This window comes from Paraburkholderia sp. BGA-UO-ETr-F21, assembly GCF_059567925.1.
The window spans coordinates 11,688-30,041 of the sequence record NZ_JCAQOY010000038.1 but is presented as its reverse complement, the minus strand read 5'-3'; the positions used below and the strand labels follow the sequence as shown (position 1 = coordinate 30,041).

Annotated in this window: 10 protein-coding genes; all 10 read right to left on the bottom strand. The window is 54.5% G+C overall.

The genetic code is table 11. The features are described 5' to 3' along the window. Positions 1-71: 71 nt before the first annotated feature. The 10 genes from AC57B1_RS28340 to AC57B1_RS28295 all read right to left on the bottom strand — a co-directional run bounded on the left by AC57B1_RS28340 (position 72) and on the right by AC57B1_RS28295 (position 18,236). Positions 72-1,073 carry a PoNe immunity protein domain-containing protein gene (locus tag AC57B1_RS28340; RefSeq protein ID WP_496419355.1) on the bottom strand — a complete coding sequence of 334 codons (1,002 nt, stop codon included), beginning with the start codon at positions 1,071-1,073 and terminating at the stop codon, positions 72-74. Between the two features lie 8 nt (positions 1,074-1,081). Further along, entirely contained in the window at positions 1,082-2,599 is a 1,518-nt protein-coding gene (locus tag AC57B1_RS28335) for a hypothetical protein (protein WP_496419354.1), read from the bottom strand. Further along, complete coding sequence (locus tag AC57B1_RS28330; protein WP_496419353.1) at positions 2,596-5,430, bottom strand: type VI secretion system Vgr family protein; 2,835 nt, start codon at positions 5,428-5,430, stop codon at positions 2,596-2,598. Before AC57B1_RS28330 ends, AC57B1_RS28335 begins: the two co-directional genes overlap by 4 nt. A 787-nt stretch (positions 5,431-6,217) precedes the next feature. Next, the gene (locus tag AC57B1_RS28325) at positions 6,218-7,951 is read right to left on the bottom strand and encodes a TnsD family Tn7-like transposition protein (protein WP_496419352.1); all 1,734 of its coding nucleotides are present in this window, start codon (positions 7,949-7,951) and stop codon (positions 6,218-6,220) included. A 129-nt stretch (positions 7,952-8,080) separates the two neighbouring features. Then, on the bottom strand, positions 8,081-9,715 hold the full coding sequence (locus AC57B1_RS28320) for an ATP-binding protein (RefSeq protein WP_496419351.1): 1,635 nt from the start codon (positions 9,713-9,715) through the stop codon (positions 8,081-8,083). A 3-nt stretch (positions 9,716-9,718) separates the two neighbouring features. Further along, positions 9,719-11,839, bottom strand: a complete 2,121-nt coding sequence (locus AC57B1_RS28315) for a TnsB C-terminal domain-containing protein (RefSeq protein ID WP_496419350.1) — start codon at positions 11,837-11,839, stop codon at positions 9,719-9,721. Positions 11,840-11,847: 8 nt separating this feature from the next. Then, on the bottom strand, positions 11,848-12,726 hold the full coding sequence (locus tag AC57B1_RS28310; protein WP_496419349.1) for a TnsA endonuclease N-terminal domain-containing protein: 879 nt from the start codon (positions 12,724-12,726) through the stop codon (positions 11,848-11,850). Beyond that, positions 12,719-12,991 (bottom strand): hypothetical protein, encoded by a 273-nt coding sequence (locus tag AC57B1_RS28305; protein ID WP_496419348.1) that lies wholly within the window; start codon positions 12,989-12,991, stop codon positions 12,719-12,721. Before AC57B1_RS28305 ends, AC57B1_RS28310 begins: the two co-directional genes overlap by 8 nt. Positions 12,992-13,815: 824 nt before the next feature. Further along, positions 13,816-17,145: a UvrD-helicase domain-containing protein gene (locus AC57B1_RS28300; protein WP_496419347.1), complete on the bottom strand. Its 3,330-nt coding sequence runs from the start codon at positions 17,143-17,145 to the stop codon at positions 13,816-13,818. 8 nt (positions 17,146-17,153) lie between these two features. Next, positions 17,154-18,236: a hypothetical protein gene (locus AC57B1_RS28295; protein WP_496419346.1), complete on the bottom strand. Its 1,083-nt coding sequence runs from the start codon at positions 18,234-18,236 to the stop codon at positions 17,154-17,156. Between the last annotated feature and the right edge of the window lie 118 nt (positions 18,237-18,354).

Sequence of the window (18,354 nt, the reverse complement as noted above, 5' to 3'; positions counted from 1 at the left end):
CATGGGAATGGTGCGTCGAAGGGGCCCCGTGGTCCGGATGACTATGTTCTCTCGCACTTTCAAGCGGTGATTTACGCCTTACGCTCGAATTCCCAGAGAGCGGGCTGCGGTCGTAGTGCGCCGTGTGCATCCGGCGCGAAGACCTCAGGCATGCGGTCTCCCTTCTGCACTAGCACACCCGGCACATTGTGGCCGTGTGCCTTCCAGATACCGGTTTCGGGGCAAACCTGTCCGGTACGTACAGACACAGGCCCGGTCAGCGCGGCCGGCCGAGAGTGCTGGCGTGCGTCGAATTCACGCGCGAAGTTCACCAAATCCTTCGGATACAGAAGATGGTCGCGAAACGAGGTGTCGTCGAGTTCGAGCAGATATGCTGCTGCGGCAGCCTCCATCGCCCAGTAGCCAACGTAGCTCCCACCAGTTCCAGACTGGTTCAGATAGCCATCTCGGTAGCCGGGAGCATCCTTCAAGGCCGGGTACCAGTCGTCAAGATATGTCGAGATATCTGCAATGCTTTCGCCGTCTGTATCGCGATAGAAACTGTTGATGAGCGTGCGATACGGTTTATCCTGAAACCACTTATCCACATCGAATCGTCCTTCGATGCCATAGGCGAGAAGGTCCTCGTACAAAGTATCCTGCGCGCAATACGACGGGTCCAACATCCCGGTTATTCTCGGCAACAAGTCTCGCCGATGGAGAAGGTAACTCAAGCCGATTAATTGCATGGCCTGTTCATAATCTCCGATTTCGCCGAACATGAACGGGGGAGACGTCGAATCATCATCCGCAATTCGGCGCAACGCCGTGTACTCTTCATAGGCGCCCACAACATCTTCCAGTTCCGTCCGCATTGGCTGAATGTCTTCGCCGCCGGTGTATCGGAGCAGTAGCCCCCTGAGTCTGTCCGAGGCGCGCGACCAAGCTGCACCCGCACGCCGCTCCGACTCAGTCCCATTGGCAGGAAGTGTTTGGCTCCAGTAATCGACCGACTCTCTGAGAAAGTCCTTCAACCAGCGAAAGTACTTTTCACTCAGAAAGCGCTGTCGTCGACTTGTCGAAAAATCATCCATACGTGCACTCACAAAGTTCTGTTGTTCACCGCCATCGCTTTCCGCTTGACCGCAACGGCAACTTCCTCGTCACGATAGTGGTGCGTTGCCGGGACGTCGTGGTCATGATGCCCGTGCTCGTCGCCCTGAAACAACGCAGTTTCGTGGGCAACCGCGCTGGGCAGGTGAAACGGAACATAGAGGATATGTCGTGCATATCCTGACGACTGAATCTCTCTAGAAAGTACATCGCCCACCGCGCTGGACAAATTCTGACGAATCCAGTCATCGCTCATTTGTACAATGACACCACCACCGCCGCGAACATCTGGCGTTGTATTGCCAACCCGGTCTGTCGGCGCAGGAGTCTGCTTGCCAGGAGGACGTTTTCCGCCAGACGGCTTGCCGGACCCGGCAGAAACGGCGGATGCTGTCTGCGCGGCTGGCGGCTCCAGCAACTCCTCCGCGTCGGGACGCACCACATTCTTTACGCGAGACATGGCGGTTCCAAGCTTCGGCGTGATGTTCCGCTTGCCGTCCGGATTCTTTAACGGCCGGTCTACCTTGGATGACTTCGCCTCGACAATGGCATAGGGCTTGCCCTCGTTGCTCGCCGGTTTCGCGCGCCAGACTCCGTCGATGCCTTTACCTCGAGGGCGCAGGTCAAAGAGCTTGTTCAGCTTGCCGTGGTCATTCAACTTGCCTGGCGTCTCGGCGCCAGGTTCGCGCGACCACCGGCCCATCAGGCCCTGGTCGTGTGTTTCCCAGCCGCTGCCCCAACCAAGTTTCTCATAGCAATAATAGTCGGCGATGTGCTCGCCGAGGATGCCGGTAATGCCGTTTGTGATGTCGGCCACCGCGAGCTTCGCGTTCACGACACCCGGACTCGACGATGCGGACGGCCGGTTATGTCCCTGTTCGGCCTCGACCCCCACCTTGCCCGGCTTCTGCGTTTCTCTACGGCGCTCGAGCGTCGTCTCCGCCGACGAGTTCGGCTGCTTCTTCTTCCAGTGGAGGAGCTTGCGCTCGAGGAATTGCGTCAGCCAGTACGGCAGATTTGTCTTGACCCACACGAGCGCCTGCCTGAAGGTGGCCTGCGCCGCGACGGGCATTTCCTTAAACAACCATGACTTTTCGGTGTGCTCACGGGCACCAGTCAACACAGTCATGAGGACCGACGCGTCGAACAGCTTGTCGACCAATTCTTCAGGGCTCGTTTGAACCCCTGCACGCTGCAGAACCAGTCGCAGGATGTCGAAAAGGAGAGGGCCGTAGATGTCGGACTTGTGATTGACGAGACGGAACGTGCGCTTCACGCCGGCGCCGACCACAGGCACCCATCCGACCACGGCAAACACGAGGTCAATGCATGCTTCGACCTTGACCATCTCGTCGGTGCTGTCCCGACTATTCCACGCCGTCCAGACACTCCCGCTTGTGTCATACACGTTCTGTGCGACGTAGAAGAGCGGGAACGCATTCGAAGCCATCGACAGGACAATCTGCTCAACCGCGTCCTCAATCGCCTGTTGGTCGTTATCGCTCATTGCAGGTCCGGACGGCCAGAGAAACGGTTAAAGAGACTCGCGAGATTGTCGTGAGTAATTTCGTCATGACCCGCTGCGTGGAGTTCCTTCAGAACGTCGTCCGGCCCGAGGTCCTTTGCCTCCGGAAGAGGTGCCCAGGTGAAGGGACGTGCATCTTCACCGAAGAATGCTTTCACGGGGCCGGGTGGTACATCGTGCAGCACCGCATAGCCATTTGCATCGAGCTTGCCAGACATGACCCCGCCGTTTTCGAACATCACCTTGTACGGCGCATTCGGCACGGGCCTCAGCGAATCGTCGGCGAGATTCAGTTCAAGCTTGTTGTGCAGGTCCCCGTTCGGCAGAACTGGCAGGTCGTAGCTGGACTGCGTGGGTCCACTCAACGAATGCTGGCTGCCTTTGATGTCGATCTTTCCCGGAGCGTGAATTTCGATGTTTCCGCCGGCGATGCGAATGTGAGCACCGCCTGAGGTCAGGAGGATCTCCTGCTTCGCCGCAATTTCGATCTTTTCGGTCGCGGACAACAGCTTCACCGTCTTCTGCGCCGTCAATTCGACATTGTCGGCGTGCGCCCGAATCTCGACGTTGCCCTTCGCGGCGAAGAGTTTCATGCCGGCGTTCTGCGCAAAGAGACTGATGCTCTGGGCAACGCTCGCGATAAGCGACCTGCCGGTCGCAATATGGGCGCTCTGGCCGCTCACGATATTCAATTGCTCGTCAGCGGCGACGTGAGCAGTTTGCTGCGTCGACAGCGCGATGCCGGATGGGCTGGCGAAGAGCATGACAGGTTGTCCGAACGCATTCGCATTGCCCGTACCGCCGCCTGCCGTCCGGCCGCCCGAGGTTGCGCCTGAAATGCTGCCCTGCGTGGCCTCGGTGAATGCCTTCAGCGCGTCGTAGCCGTCCTTCAGGCTCCCCGCCTGATGGGTGGCGCTGGCTTCAGACAACACTTCAAGCACGCTTTCCGTATTGACGAGCTGTTGTTGTGCCTGCCTGACTTCGAGCTGCTGAGCCGTGCTCCCGGTGGCGGGGTGCGTCGAGAGGTACAGTCCCTTTCCGGCGCTGATAGCGCCGTAGGCATCGGACTTCAGCTCGAAGCCATTGCCGAGATACCGACCCCGGATGTTGCCCGTCTGCTCGATGAGATAGCCCAGTTGCAGGTATGCGTTGGTGCTGGACGAATGTAGGCGGGTGCGGTTCTGACCGGTCGCGTCATCCATGACAAGCTCGTTATAACCGCTGCCCTGGTATTCTTTGGACCGGTAACCTGAGAGCAGTCCATTCGAATGCCATTGCGGCTTGGTGGCACCGTTGTACACGCGCCCCGTCACAATCGGGCGGTCGCAGTCGCCGCCCACCCAGTCAATGATGACCTCTTCGCCAATGCGCGGAATATGAACCGCACCATATCCCCCGCCGGTGTCTGAATAGGCGGCCCGCACCCAGCATGACGCTTTCTCGTCGCCATCGTTCAGCCGGTCCCAGTGCATGCGCACCTTGATCCGGTTGAGCGCGTCGGTGTGGACCTCCTCATTCGCCGGCCCCGCCACTGTCGCCGTCTGCAGATACATGACGGGTTTGTGGTGCTCCAGGGGACTGTGATAGGGAACGGCGCGGCGCTGGGCTTCGATTTCGATCAGAAAGAATCCTACGCTCCCGTCGGCATGACGGACGATGTGCGTCTGACCTGTGACAGCGGGCGCGGCGCGCTTCGCCGCAAGCTCATGCTTCAGGCTATGCGGAAAGTCAGGCCCGTAGCTGGACACCGGTAAGTTGTTCTCAATGAACCAGGCCGTCTCGATGATCGCGAACTGCCGGTCATGCTCGCTGTCCCCGTCGTGCTCGGGATGGTCGGTCAGTTCAAACCACCGGCCGACATCCACTCGCCGAACCGCTCCGGCGCCGTAGAAGCGCTTTGCCTGCGACTCCCATTCCTCCATGCGCACTTTGGACAGTTGATCGCCGCGCTCCTGCTCGCCAAACGTGTATGCGCCCGTGTATTCATACACCTCCGTCTGCCGGGGCAGGTTACCCTGACCGTGCAGCGTGGAAATACTTGTACCCTTCGGACTGGCTGTAGGTGACGGTGACTTGTAATCGAACGTGCGGGTCGTCAGCGCACTGCTCTGCAGAGTGCGCGTACCGCCCCACTGCACAAACCCGTCCGCCTCGCTGCATGTGTCGGCACGATAGAACGACACGGTCCGCGGTGACAGCGCCGGCAGTGAAAACGTACTGTTCACGATGACCAACGTGTGCGACTGGCCGTCCGTCGCCTGTTCGAAATAGCCGTACAGCCCCTCCGCCTCCATCAGGCGATGAACGAAACTCCAGTCATCTTCGTACTGGACACAAAAGGAGCGCGAAGCAAGCTGCTTTTGCAAATCAAAGCGAAAAGCGCCTCGCGCCTGTGGATGCATCTTGAATACATCGGTCAATATCTCATCGGCCGATTTATCCTGCCAGATTCGCGCGTCTTGACGGAAACGCAGGAAATGCAACCATGGCGCAAATACGATTTGATAGCTGGTTAGTCCGCTATCTGAACCGAGTCGGCGCGCGGTGTGAACATAACCGTGATGCGGTAAATAAGATGCATCACTCTGCTGGACCCATAAGGTAACGGACTGCGCAATCAGTCCCTTGAGTTCAATACCAGCGGATGTTGAAATGACATCTACTGTGAAGTCATATTGGCGGCCAAGCCTCGAACGAGCCACGACGCGCTGCGGCAGCAAGACGTTGTCGCCAACCGGCGTGTCCAGTTTTAACAGTCGGCCCTGTTGAATCAGGCCTCCGGATAGCATCCTGATTATGTCTCGCGCGCCCATAAGGCCTCATCTTATTCAATGACAGCGCATCGGCGCTTCGCGCTAGTTTATAAAATGCCAGATGAAATTCACAGTATAGAATTGTCAAATTTGTACATTTTTACATTAAAGATAGAAAATATTATTGGATGAAAAATCCAATTAAAATGCAGATTATTCCCAATCTAAAAGTAAATAGCGCATTTAATTTATAACAAAGAAATCTTCTCAAAATTGAGAAGTTTCTGTTCATGCAATGCGAATGGAAGAAAATCAAACCGGCATGCGGCCGGCAAAACTGCTGCGCCCAAAGGCCGGCTCCCGCTACCGTCTGCCGATAGCGGCCAGGCGCTATCGCCGCATCACCCATTTGCTATGACTACACGGACGGTCGAGAGTCGAAGCGTGCAAGGCTAGCGGGCGTGGCCGTCGCTTCGTCCGCGCCGGGGCTCTCCGCGAGAAACGGAGGTGCTCAGAGATCGGCGACTAGCGGGAAATGACGGTACAACGCCGATTTCCCGGCGAAGTACCGCACGCGGCGCCGAGGAGTTCCGGACCGCCGCACGAAAAAGCTCTACTTTAAGAACGAAGGCTTGATTCGAAAGCCGTCCGCCTGTAGGGTTACAAAAAAGTCCTCACGCTTACGGCGACTAACCTATTGATAGTACTCGCCGGGAGCCTCGTTGCGACCAAGAGATGTTTTCAGTTGCTAGCAGGTCCAGCGTACCGGAGTTCGAAAACTGCAACAACAAAGTTTTCATCCGGCCGAGCCTACACGGCCTCGCTAACACGGCATTCTCGCCACGAGCTAGTTCTCCTTCGCATTGCATACAAGTCTTTCAATAAATTCATCAACAACCAGCGAAGTTTCGCGCGGCGGAGCACTCGAGCTCACACGCAATCTCGACGCCGTGAGGGGAATCTCTGGCGGCCAGTGCTCGTATGTCCATTTCGCGCGCCGACACTGAAAAGCCTCAACGGTCTCTGTAACCAGACTCAGCTCTCTCGCCGTTTTAGGAAGCTTTTGAGCGCGGAGGAATACGTTCAAGGAGCGGATGCCAACAAGCCTCTCGATGGCCATTCTCGTCACTCGCTGCGGCGGTTCGTCAGCTAAAATGCTCTCCGCCGCCAAACGTACCTGCTTGCTAATGTGCAAATCACGCGAGACCCAATCCACTTTCCTCGTTTTAGGGCTGGTAGTTGCCCGTGAGACATGAGCTGCTTTGCTAAAGCGCATCTTCGCTGCTAATTCGGGTGTTCCTGCGAAACTACGACGGTCTCCGCTACCACGAAGTATCGTTCCAACACGCGTTGGATTAATCTCCAAAAGGCGGGAGATAGCCGCCCGAGAATATCCCTTAGCGAAAAGCTCGTGCACTTTATTGACAAAAATGTCGCCGCATCTAGTGACCGTCAACTTGATTGGCTGCCCATCGGCGTCGACATCATTCAAGCGAGCTGTGAACTCGTAGCCGCATCCGCAAAGAAAACGTCCTGCTCGCCCGAATCTTTGATGTTTGACAGTCGTATAGCTTGTTATGGTTGGTGTACCAAAATGGTCGGCGGCTCGATTTTTACAACGCCAAGGACCGCTACAAATTACTACCTCGCTAGGATTTGTCACCACACAATCGCCAAGAAAGTAAGCTACTAAAACCCGCCGCAAAGAATGATGGTCCCTTCTACCAATTTTCACATTTGTTCTTACCCAATTTTTGACATCCCCCGCTTCGAATGTACAGTGAAGCAGTTCTAGCAACTTATCCCCGTAGAAATTTTTAAATTCACCATCCAATTTCAGTCCGTCAAGCAAATAGCTATTCTTCATGAAACCAGCACGGTGCAGTCTGTCAAGACACAAAACTCGCTGCTCACTCAACGTACCGGAGAACCTATCCTGGAGCAAGGCAACGCCGAGTTCAGAGATACGCAATAGCCGCGCCTGTTCGCTTCCTGATATCCCAGGCAAATAAGGTCGTGTTCTCATGTTTAAATCTGCGCCATGCAGCTCAGACTGATGCCCATGAACGGGTCGAATCTCGATATCCGTTTCAACAAGGATTTCTGCATGCCGAGCACAAAAATGCACGCCTTGCAATTGATGCGAACGACGCCAATACGTCTCGCCCCTAATTTTCGCATCCTCATCAAGACAGGCTCGACAAGTCCGCATATACTTGGGCATAGGAATGCCGCAAAAAGCCAATCCCAATCGGCTATATATACTCCCTCGTAATGCGTCCTCGCGCATCATCAAATCCGCCAATTCCTGCTGGCGGTCCGGACCTACGAACGCTGCGTAGTAGGGTAGAAGTGTTCTATTCCACACAATCTCGTCGACTGTTTCAGGGACCAATTCCCCAACACATCTCTTAAATTCCCGTAGACGGAGAGGGAACTCAACGGGAACATGACGAGCAATCGGACCATACACATCTCGCAAGGTCTCAATCCACGACCTGGCCATCGTATGGCGATGATGGCGAACAATTGCGCTGCAAAAAAGTTCGTCTTCGTAGAACGGTGGAAAATAGCCAATCATCCACAAACTCCAAAATCTCGAGGATAGTGAGTGAACTGCGAGAGATATGTTGTGGAAGCATTTAGGTAACGGTACTGTCTACGGTTACCACTCTCGCGTGCGGGAGCGCCTAGCAACGAGCCATTTCCGTCAAGCGTCGAATAACGCATAAGGCCCAACTACTGCTCCAGCTTTCGCGAATGCGTCATATGCCACGCCGGCGCTCCCAACCGTCCACGCGATGCGCCGCAAATCATCCGGTGGTAAACAGTCCATGTTGGAAGCAGCTTTCTTCCTACTCGCCCTTGAGCTCGCCCGGCCTGTGGACGGCTCTCTCGTCCGCAATTCGACTTGTGCATCTTTGCAGCCTCTTTCAGACGCGCCAAAAACGACATTGGCCGCCAACTCTGCACTCGCTGCATCCATCCCCGCATCTTTCATCAATTGGACCATCTTGCTCCGGCGCAGCTTTTCGTCATCCTCGACCGCGCGACGCAATTCGATGACGTCAACCCTGTCCTGCAGGACCAGTTGCTCACGCGCCAATTGCTGCTCGAAATCCAAGGGCCGCAGGTCATCGAACTTGGCGATACTCAGAATGTCTCCCGACTTCAATGCATCCAACATTGGCTTCAACAACTTGAACTCCTCGTCCGCTACCTCGTTCATCAGCTCCGGCGTGACTGCCTCCACTTTGTTGGCCATGGCCCGGTACTGCGAAAGCACGTAGAGTTTCACTGCCAGGTCTGCGACGCCTTGAGTACGCTCATAAAGAACGTCGGCCACCTCGGTAGTGAAATCGGTTATATGCGTTGTCCACTGATAACGCCACAATGCTTTCATCAAATAATCCCACTCTTTGTCACGCTCGAACCGAGGCCAGATTAGCGCCCCCATTCCGGCCCCTCGTCTTGCTTGACGAAAATCGACCTGCAACAAATGTTGTGCAGACATCGTCCCGACAAGAACAATAGGTGCCTCAGACAGATTAACTAGGGTCACAAAGAAATTGAGCATTTTCTCGACACCTTGCTGGCCAGCGGGGCGGATATGTTGAAGCTCGTCGAAAACGATGAGACCGATGGCGTGAAGACGCGCAATCTGGGCAACCTCAAGCAGCCGTTGCTCGGTCGTTACCCCCCGACCACCGAAGCGGCGTGCGTATTCAGTCCCGAGAACCTTGTCAACGTTCTTAAAAAAAGACAGACAGAGCTGCTTCACACTACCGTCGTGCGGGCATTCAACGATAATCCATGGAATCTGATAAATCTGGTGTTCTGGATGCCATATGACCTGAGGATATCGGGCGAGACTTCGCTTAAGGGTGCGGGTTTTTCCGGTCCCTGACACGCCGATGAGCGACATGGACATAGAGGGTGCCGGGCTTGCAAGAAGACTTCCATCAAAAACCTCTCCCTGACTCATCCGATAGATTTTCTGCATACGCGCCCTGAGTTCTGGCGTCTTCGGATTTCGCTTACGATATCCGGCCCGCATCATCATGTCGATGCGCATACCAATGTCTATGTGTCGTCCGAGCGGCTGGAAGAAGTCGAACAGCCGCCAAATCATCTGGCCGCGCATAGCCCGGGGAAGATTACGCTCAGATTCATCATACGGTGGAAATTCCTGCAGCGTTTGAAGCAAGAGTTTCTGCGAAGCCATTGCGGGTAGCGCTTCAATAAACGGATTTCCTGCGTACTCCGGGAGTGTTGCTGGAAGATATTGCGCTTCGACAGCGGCGCAATTCCGCAGCGGACCCAGCTCGAAAGATGCTTCTTTCATATGCTATTCGTCATCAGAGAGTTCAAATATGGAAGGCATCGCATAGCTCGCCTTTGATAGCTGCGGAATTGGCACGACGTTGTCGGATGTGACGCAATCAGACTGGCCGAAAGTAAAACTCTCCGTTTTTCGCTGCGCACTTCTCTCACGCTCGCCGTTACCTTTTATGTTTCCAGTACGCTCTGCCTTGCTACGTTTGTCTAGGCCCGACTGCTCCTTCCTATTCCTTGCCCCCTCGACAATGCGAGAAATCTCTTCTTCGCGATTGATTTTCTCTTCAAGAATGCCGTGTTCCGCTTCGGCCTCTCTCCGCCGTGACCTTCTTTGCACGCTGAGCAATTCCTGAAGCGACAGCCCATATTGCTCCGCGTCCTTGGTTGAAAGGCGGCAGACCTTGAATAGCCTTCTATCGCGTGGGTCGTGCAAGAGAATTTCATCCAGATTTCTAGGGTCATACGAAATATCAACCTTCCATTTACCGTCGCGCCGAGCCTTCGAAAACCACCCCTGCTCTAACGCGTATTGAGACAAATAGTGTCGCGAATGAAACTCAATTCCGGAGGCTGTAACAGTGGCCTTCGCCGTATGCATCAAGGCGAACCGCAGCGTGTCACGGTCGAATCTTTTAAGAGAGCCCGAACGCTTTTTAATGCCCCATTTCCAAAGTTCGTTCGGCGACGGCACGACGCCGTCACGCGACATTTCTAGCGTCAGCGGATAACCATCGATGATGGAAGCATTGTGCTCGAGAACTGAGTGGATAATTACGCGGAGAAAGTCGTCGAGGGTCAGCGTTGCGTCAAGCCGATAGTCGCGACCTCCACGCTCATGATAGTCAACATCGATATAGCCGTCGACCAGAGGCGCAAACTTCGTATGCAGTGAACGAAAATTGCGCTCAACGATACCCTTCCAGTCTGCGCGGTAAGGCGGTGTATTCTCGACCTTAACGTGAAGGACATTCGACAACCTTTCCGCGAGCTTCGATTCCAGCTCACCCCGGTCACCCAGAAGAACACTACTCAAACTTTCGCAAGGCCACTGCTCCGACTCAATCTCGATTCCATATTGCGCACAAAATTCCACTTTGTTCGAGCCGGCATTGAGCAACGCCATCATCGCCGCCGCCCAGGAAGCCTTTTCGACGCCTACATATATGCCGGCAATCATGCGAGACCACACATCGATAACAACATACAACACAGGACGACCAATGATGTCCTTCGGGCTCGCCTTCGACACAAGATATACGTCAGCGATAGTCGCATCTATCTGGTAGCGAAAACCCGGTCCGATTGCCTCATTAGTCGAATTTCCAAGAAGCGGACGGAGCGTCTTCTCCCAAAACTTTCTCCCTTTTCGCGCAACTACTTCTTGCCGTAGATTCCTCGTTTTCCGAAACCAGTAATCGAAGCTCCGATATGAGGGAATGCGGTCTACGTCACGAAGAATGAGTCGTCCTCCCTCTTCCGCGACGCAGTCGGAGAAAAATTTCCGTAGCATCGTACGGTAGACCCCACGCAAGGTCGCCTTCGGATTTTTAAGGTAGTAGTTTTTAATTACCACCTCGAATATCCTCCTGACCTCCTCGTCGACGTTCATTCCTGTTCCAGGACTGATGGAACGTGGTCGCCCTCGCTTCACGTCACTGGTTGCCTTGTCTTTTCCTAGGCCGCCGCACCTGTCCCAATCGCTGAGTAGGGCATTGCGGGTCATTCCCCGCTTCCAGTAATCAAGCAACCAGTTACGCACAGTATCCGGATGAACACCATGGACGGTGGCTGCGCTCGCAATCATTTTTGCACGAGTATCCGAAGCAAACACAGCTGGTTCGTCGCAGACCATCCCAGCAACGCATGCCCACGCGCGGTCTCGTCGGTCCCGAGAAGCGTTGCTAATCGCCTCTTCGACTGGCAGTCGAATATATGGGTCGTCGACAAGTAGCTCTAATCGTCCATCATCGCGAAGACCCTCCCACTCTGACCGCTTCACCCACTGGGGCATCGTCCGTTTGGCATCAACGTCGATTGCGACAAGGGCATCGGCTGACGAAGAAACCCAGAGCACCCGCATGCGGATGCCGGGCTCGACCAAGCTAACCAGCTCGTTTCGTAGGAATGTCAAGAGTGCTCCTACGCCGCGTGGCGAGCGGTAGCACCTTCGCTGCTTCCGGCCGTCACTGCGTGAAATGCCTTCTCGCGGAGACTAAGCGTTCCCATCTCGGCTTGCCATAGCTTCGTTTGAGCGGACGAAACCAGGACCCGACGTGCGAGCAGGTGTCGCGCAACCATCAGATGCGTACCCTCCGCGCAATTGCATCGAGCGTCGAGTTCATTGCACGCATCGTTTAACGGCATAGAGCGATAAGCGTCGGAGCTGACAGCCGACGCAATCCTGAATTTCGCGTCGTCGATAAAGCCGTATCGTGGCTCCTTGATATCCTCAAGGTCCCAACATCCGTACATCCAGTCCAACGCTTCGACACGGTCCGAGTCCAGTTCCCGCTCGGTGCTAATGTGCCATTCGATATCGCCTTGGGCCTTCCAGTATCGCCGCTCAATTTCAAGCTTCTCCACGACCCGAGGGTCATCGAGTTTCGCTGCTGGTTTAATCGCCCAGGCGAATAGCCGTCTCCCTCCCGCGTTTTCGACCACACACAGAAAATCGGTGGTCATGACCTGGATGTGCCCCGTACCCGGCTCACGTGGATGGGCAATACCTGCCTCTTCGGCAATAGTCTGCGTCCGCTCCAAATCAAGAGGAAACTGCTCCCGAATATCGGTCACCGCTTCTGCCCAATCAAGCAGTAGAAAGTGGCGGTACTCGATGTCAGAGAGTAGATGATGAACTCTCTTCGTGGTCCATCCGAACGGACGATGAACACGACCTTCACTGGGAACGTCCTGAATCGTAAGCCACGGCTTGTAGTCGGCTCCAGTCCCCGTCCCGCGTCCCTCGCGGATGTACCGTTCACGCTTGGCGCTATCGATTCCGTATCTGCGTTTAGCCACTATGCGGGCCTCCCGATTTTCGCCAGCCGTCACTGCGAGCGCTCAGCGCTAGGTGCAGAGAAGCAAACCATCGTTCGACCGCCGGTTTTCCATTGACGTGAGCGGCCATCCCGTGGCAGCTTTGCTCACATTCGACTGATTTCCGGATGTCTCCGAGGACTATATCCTGCGCATCATTAAGCCTCTCGCTCTCGAATTTATCGAATTGCAATTTCCTCATGTCCTTGGACGCAGTAATTTTCCGCTCCATTTCAAAGTCGTACAAGATACTCTCCATCAATATAAATCGCTGCATTCACAACTACACTTACGCAAGTGAGATAAAGACCATGTTAATCCTTACCTCCGCGAAATTACAGTGGTTAAAAAATCACGCAAATGCTGAGACGACGCCTATGTCTCGCATTGAAAACAAACCGGCAAGACAAGAAACTGATTTGAAAACATCTGCCAATTGAAAACACTAGAGATATATTTATATTGAATTCAATGAAATACCAGCTCGACACCAATATCAATGAGCGTTGATAACATTTTTATAAACGACGTCATAATTTGTAATTATCGAATTATCGGGCTCATGCATACACAAAATAATGTTGCATTCCCGCAACGAATGCCGCTTGGATTCGGTAACTGGGTATCGAGAAAGCAGCGGACATGCTAGGACGTTAGGCCCCGGCTCCGCTCGATAGTCGTCCGGCTGCGCCTGCGACGGCACAGGAGGAACTGATTTTCAGTGGAGACGGGGGTGCCGGCGAGAAGCGTGAACAGGCAGAGCAGCACCTGCAATCGATGCGAGCCAGAGTAGTGCTCCACTCATCGGAAATGTGCTCCGGGGCTGCCCCCCCGACTCGAAGGAGCGATTTCACCCATGAAGCAACGGGTTGCGACTACGGCTCGACGACAAACCTAAAATCGAGGGCTTAGCAGCCCTCTTGGGGCCATTCGTCCACCGAGCTCCGAAAGGCGGCTCAGGTCCGGCGGCCCCACGCAATCCACTATGTACGACGGAAAGGGGTAACCAGCGGAAGCCAGTATTGGAGGCCCCGCCGACTGCCCGATTCGGCAAAGCTCACTGACGCTAACTTAAACCGGCACTACCGGACACATGCCAAGGTATGCACAACGCCCGCAATGTCTGCCGGGCTTTGCGCTGCGGTCGTTTTCATCAAGGCGCAGAGCAGCCTTATATGCCCCGGTACGGGTGGGCGCTTTGCTCAGTTCGACGTCGATTTCTTTCTCCGCAACCAACGTGTGAAGCACCATCGGCCCCGATTGCGCGTCGACAAGGTCGAGAAGCATCGGCCTCAGCGTATCTTTTGCCTTGTCGGCCCCCCGGGCCGAAAATCGAATCAGGTGGTATTCCGGCCCAGAATTCTCAATCACCCAAGGCAGCTTCACTTCAATTCCGCCGATTCTCGCGACGAGCGAATCGCGTAACAGTCCCTCGTTGCGCCGAAGAACATCCAGCCCCCGGCGACACGCAATGACGGCGTCCCGGTGGAGTCCAGCGTCCTCTGTTTTCGAAGGGAGCAGGTGGCCGTCCCAAGCGGCAGCAAACGCATCCTTCGGCGTAGCACTGCCTTGAGCGATGGTTTGGAGCGTCTCCATTACGGCCCAACGGGCCCGTATTGAAACGTCCGTGTCCTGCTCACGTCTAAGCCCGAGGTTATAGCGGTAATGATGCTGCAAAGGACAACGGATATAAGCTTCAAACTCAACCAACGAAACACACTTCGGCGGATGTGTCCCAATTGCACCTGTGGCTGACTTAACCACGGCAGGTGCAATGCCCGAATCAAACTTTGTTCGTTGATAGTATTGCTTGCAATTACGAATCTGCGCCAGTCTCTCGCTCGATTTGCTAACGCCGCTTTCGTAAAGTTGAAGGCGGAGCTTGGCTCGAGACAATGCGACGTAGAAGAGATTGTTTCTCTCAATCGCCGACTCGAAGGCGAACTCTTCATCTGAGCTGCCCAACACCGCCGGAGGAACGAGGTGGGTAATCGGCTCAGACGCTCCCCATCTCGGCAGTTCGGACCCAAAAAACGCCGGGTCCACATAGCCAACGTGGACCGACGTAAATTCTAGTCCTTTGCTGCCGTGGACAGTGAGCAGACGTACCGCATCCATCTCAGAAGCTTCTGGTGGAAGCTCTCTGTCTGAATACGTCTCGCCAATGCGTTGTCGCAACTGCTGCCGCAGTAAAAACCGCGATAAACGAGCCTGTCGAACGTCTCCGTCTCCATTTCGAACGGAGTAAGCAAATTGCCAAAGGGCAATCCGAATAGTCTGCGCTTCGAGAGAACCGTCATCAGGATGGGGAGCATTAAACCGACGTTCCAGGAGCAAATCACAGACGAATTGCCATGGATTGGTGTTGCGGGTGATGCCACGCAGCAATGCAGCCAGGTTCTCACTGGCCGCGCATCCCATCGCTGACATTCCCTCAAACGTCTTTCCGAGCCACCGACCTCTCTGCCACGCGACATTGCCGTGCGAGAGTTCGAGCAGTTTTTGAATGTCCCCCCACGGCATCGAGAGACCCGGGATGTTTGCCAAGCCAACCAGCGCTCGAGGCTCCCTTTCACAAAACAACTGCATAAGGCAAACCATGCGCTTTACTTCAGGACGCTGCGCCAACTCCCCAATGTGCAAGACAGGAATGTTGGACCGACGAAGATAGTCCGACATGAATTCAACATCAGCAGTACGCTTGCAGAGAATTGCGTGATGTCGAAACGCTATACCTTCGCCTTCGTCGTTTTGCTTCAATACTTCCTGCGCAATCGCCTCGGCGATATCCGTTCTCTCGTCGCACGAAATCAGTTGAGGTAAGAATGAGCTCTGACCTTTGACTGCGGTCATTTCGTCTAGCGGCAGTTGGGCCTGCAATGTGTGAACCCGGCCAGCTTCGGAGAACAGGTCTAGAATTTCCTGCGAGCTTCTTCGGTTTGAGTCGAGCGAGTATTTTTTCGCACTGGACGTATCACCGTTTGCCTTAAATGACTGTTCGAACTTCATCAGGCTTCGTACTGACGCACCTCGCCAGTGATGTATCGCCTGACGAACGTCACCCACTACCCATAGCGATTTTGCTCGCAAAGCAAGCTGACGCACCAGCATCACCATCGCTTCGGTGACGTCTTGATATTCGTCTACGAGCACGTGTTCGAAGTGGTTTGCAAACTCAGCAACGCTATCTCTGTCATCTCGAATCCGCAGCGCAGGCGTGGCAACCAAGTCGACAAAGTCGACCATTCGCGCCTCCGAGAGCACACGCTCATGGAGCTCATACAGCGTAGCGATGTCCTCGCGTTCGCGCTCAAGCTCCTCTGGAGCAGGTTCAAGCGCCTTCAGTCTCTTTCTATACTCGTCCGGACTAACAAGCTCTTCCTTGAGTCGCTGGATGCATTTGAGGACCGCCTGAAGCCACTCATAAGGGTCCTCGACTCGCAGGTAATACTGCAAATCGACAGATGGTAGATTGCGCACAAGAAGCGTTACCTCGTGCAACTTGTCCGCAACGAGCACATCCTGGTCAAGGCCGAAATGTTGATGGTATTTTCGGAGGAACTCGAGACCAAATGCATGGAACGTCCCCGCCCAGATATCAGCGGCGCGCTCTATACCTGCGACACGAAGCCTCTCAACGAGTTCAAAAGCTGCTTTGTTTGTGAACGTGAGAACCAGAATGCGACTGGGGTCTACATTCTGCTGCTCAATCAGGTATTTGACTCTGTGAACCAGTGTGGTCGTCTTGCCAGTTCCTGGACCAGCAACAACATTCACAAATCTCTCTGGAGCCTCCGCAGCCGCCTTTTGGTCTGGGCTGGGAGCGGGCAAATCGCGAGGCGCAGCCGTCGCTGCCTTAGGAAGCAAAACGCCGTCCAGCATCTGCTGCCTGACCAACTCCAAGGGAAGCACAAGATTCTGTGCAATCTCACGAGGGCCGTGCCCTTGATTCCACAGAGTTGCTGCTACCTCTCGAGGCAGCAGCAACTCCCGGGCGAAGACATTTGCCTGCAGCTCCTGACGCTCGCGGGCACCATAAGCTTCAACCTTTATTGCTGCCGGCGTCCCTTCGCTTCCCAATAGCGCTTTGATGTCAGCAATGGTCAACTCTGGTTTGTCAGCGTCGAGTTTCCAATGTCCTAGTTCGTGTGCGACCAGATACGCATATTCATCGTCACTGACTGTATTCCGGACGTAGATGAAGCATTCTTTTCTCCGCAGGACAGCACCGCCACCGCCAAGCGCGGCATAGCTTGCCGGGACCTTCTCAATACACAGTTCAAGCTCGTCCTCTACGAACGAAAGTAGCTCAAGGCTGCCTGGCAGACCTGTCGCACAGTGCGTCAACAATTGCTGCCGGAGCTTATTGGCTTCGGTACGTGCCCGCTCGAATGGGTTCATGAATGACGTTATTCTTTGAACTTCATCAGTCTGATAGTTTCGTCATTGGATAACTCCAATGACCTGACTGCATCTTCCCATTTTTGAGGTTCAAGGTGTATGTGAGGCTTTCCCTCTTCGGATTTGAATGCTGGAACAGCAGATTCATCGAATGATTCGATGAGCACCTGCTTCAGTGCAATTCGAGATACGTCCAGATTTGTCGATATCGCATCAAGCAACTTTGGAGGTGTCTCGATAGTTCCCGAGAGCATTCCACTGACTAGAGATGCATAGCTTCCTATCCCTACGTCCACTGCCAATCGCCGAACCTTTGGTCCTTTTACAGTAGCAATAGCAGCTCGGGCCAATGCAAGTTCTGCCTCAGTGGCAGCCGACTGAGCAAGTCTTTGTTGCCGAGAGAGTGAATTGACCATACACATTGCAACAAGCTGGGACGATGATTTCCCATACTCCTTGGCAGTGAGTTTCAATCGGATAGATAAATGACGGTTCAATCTCACCATCCATTGAACAGTGTCATCTCCATCCAGAGCGGTCAATCTCGACTCATAACTAGAGAGCAGCTTTGTGGGACTATCGCTTCTGCTCCTCTTCTCAAATTCCTCAAACCCTTCCGCCACGAGTTCGCGTGCGACAGCAGCAACTGAATCCCCCCGAAGGTCTGCCAATTGGCCCACAGCCACTTGCAATGCCCTCTTGCTGCTTACGCCAATGGTGTCTTGCCGCTCTTTCGTACGGCTCGCTTCATTAGCATGGTGCTGAGATTCGCTATGCATAACTGCCTCCGTGGGCTCATTACCTTTATCGAGTATTTTTTGGTATTCAGTGTCCCAGCCTGTCTGGCTGTGTGCCCCTAGCACTTTGGAATTGAGAGTACTCATCATTTCCAATGCCGCTGCCTCCGCTGAGCCAGCCGATACATCTAGCACCTCCTCATTCGGAAGAGTGACGGTACAGCGGACAGCCGAATCCCGAGCATCCGAACGGAATTTCGCGTTCGCAGACAAGACGCAAATCAGTTGCGCCCATTGAGCAATCAAATGGGCCGCGCGCTTGGCATCAGTTTGGGGCAGAATCTTGGCTCGCATGCTGGACAGTGTGATGGTTTGTATTTAGTATAAGCATGTATCAACAATATATCAAACACGGGGGCCACCCTGATTCACGCTGAATTTTCCGCCGCTGTCAGAGCGGCTGTGCACCAAT

What these genes read in the sequence shown, in the direction of transcription:
- AC57B1_RS28335 (WP_496419354.1), bottom strand. Translation starts at nt 2,599, where the DNA reads ATGAGCGATAACGACCAACAGGCGATTGAGGACGCGGTTGAGCAGATT.
- AC57B1_RS28300 (WP_496419347.1), bottom strand. Translation starts at nt 17,145, where the DNA reads ATGAACCCATTCGAGCGGGCACGTACCGAAGCCAATAAGCTCCGGCAG.
- AC57B1_RS28340 (WP_496419355.1), bottom strand. Translation starts at nt 1,073, where the DNA reads ATGGATGATTTTTCGACAAGTCGACGACAGCGCTTTCTGAGTGAAAAG.
- AC57B1_RS28325 (WP_496419352.1), bottom strand. Translation starts at nt 7,951, where the DNA reads ATGATTGGCTATTTTCCACCGTTCTACGAAGACGAACTTTTTTGCAGC.
- AC57B1_RS28330 (WP_496419353.1), bottom strand. Translation starts at nt 5,430, where the DNA reads ATGGGCGCGCGAGACATAATCAGGATGCTATCCGGAGGCCTGATTCAA.
- AC57B1_RS28320 (WP_496419351.1), bottom strand. Translation starts at nt 9,715, where the DNA reads ATGAAAGAAGCATCTTTCGAGCTGGGTCCGCTGCGGAATTGCGCCGCT.
- AC57B1_RS28295 (WP_496419346.1), bottom strand. Translation starts at nt 18,236, where the DNA reads ATGCGAGCCAAGATTCTGCCCCAAACTGATGCCAAGCGCGCGGCCCAT.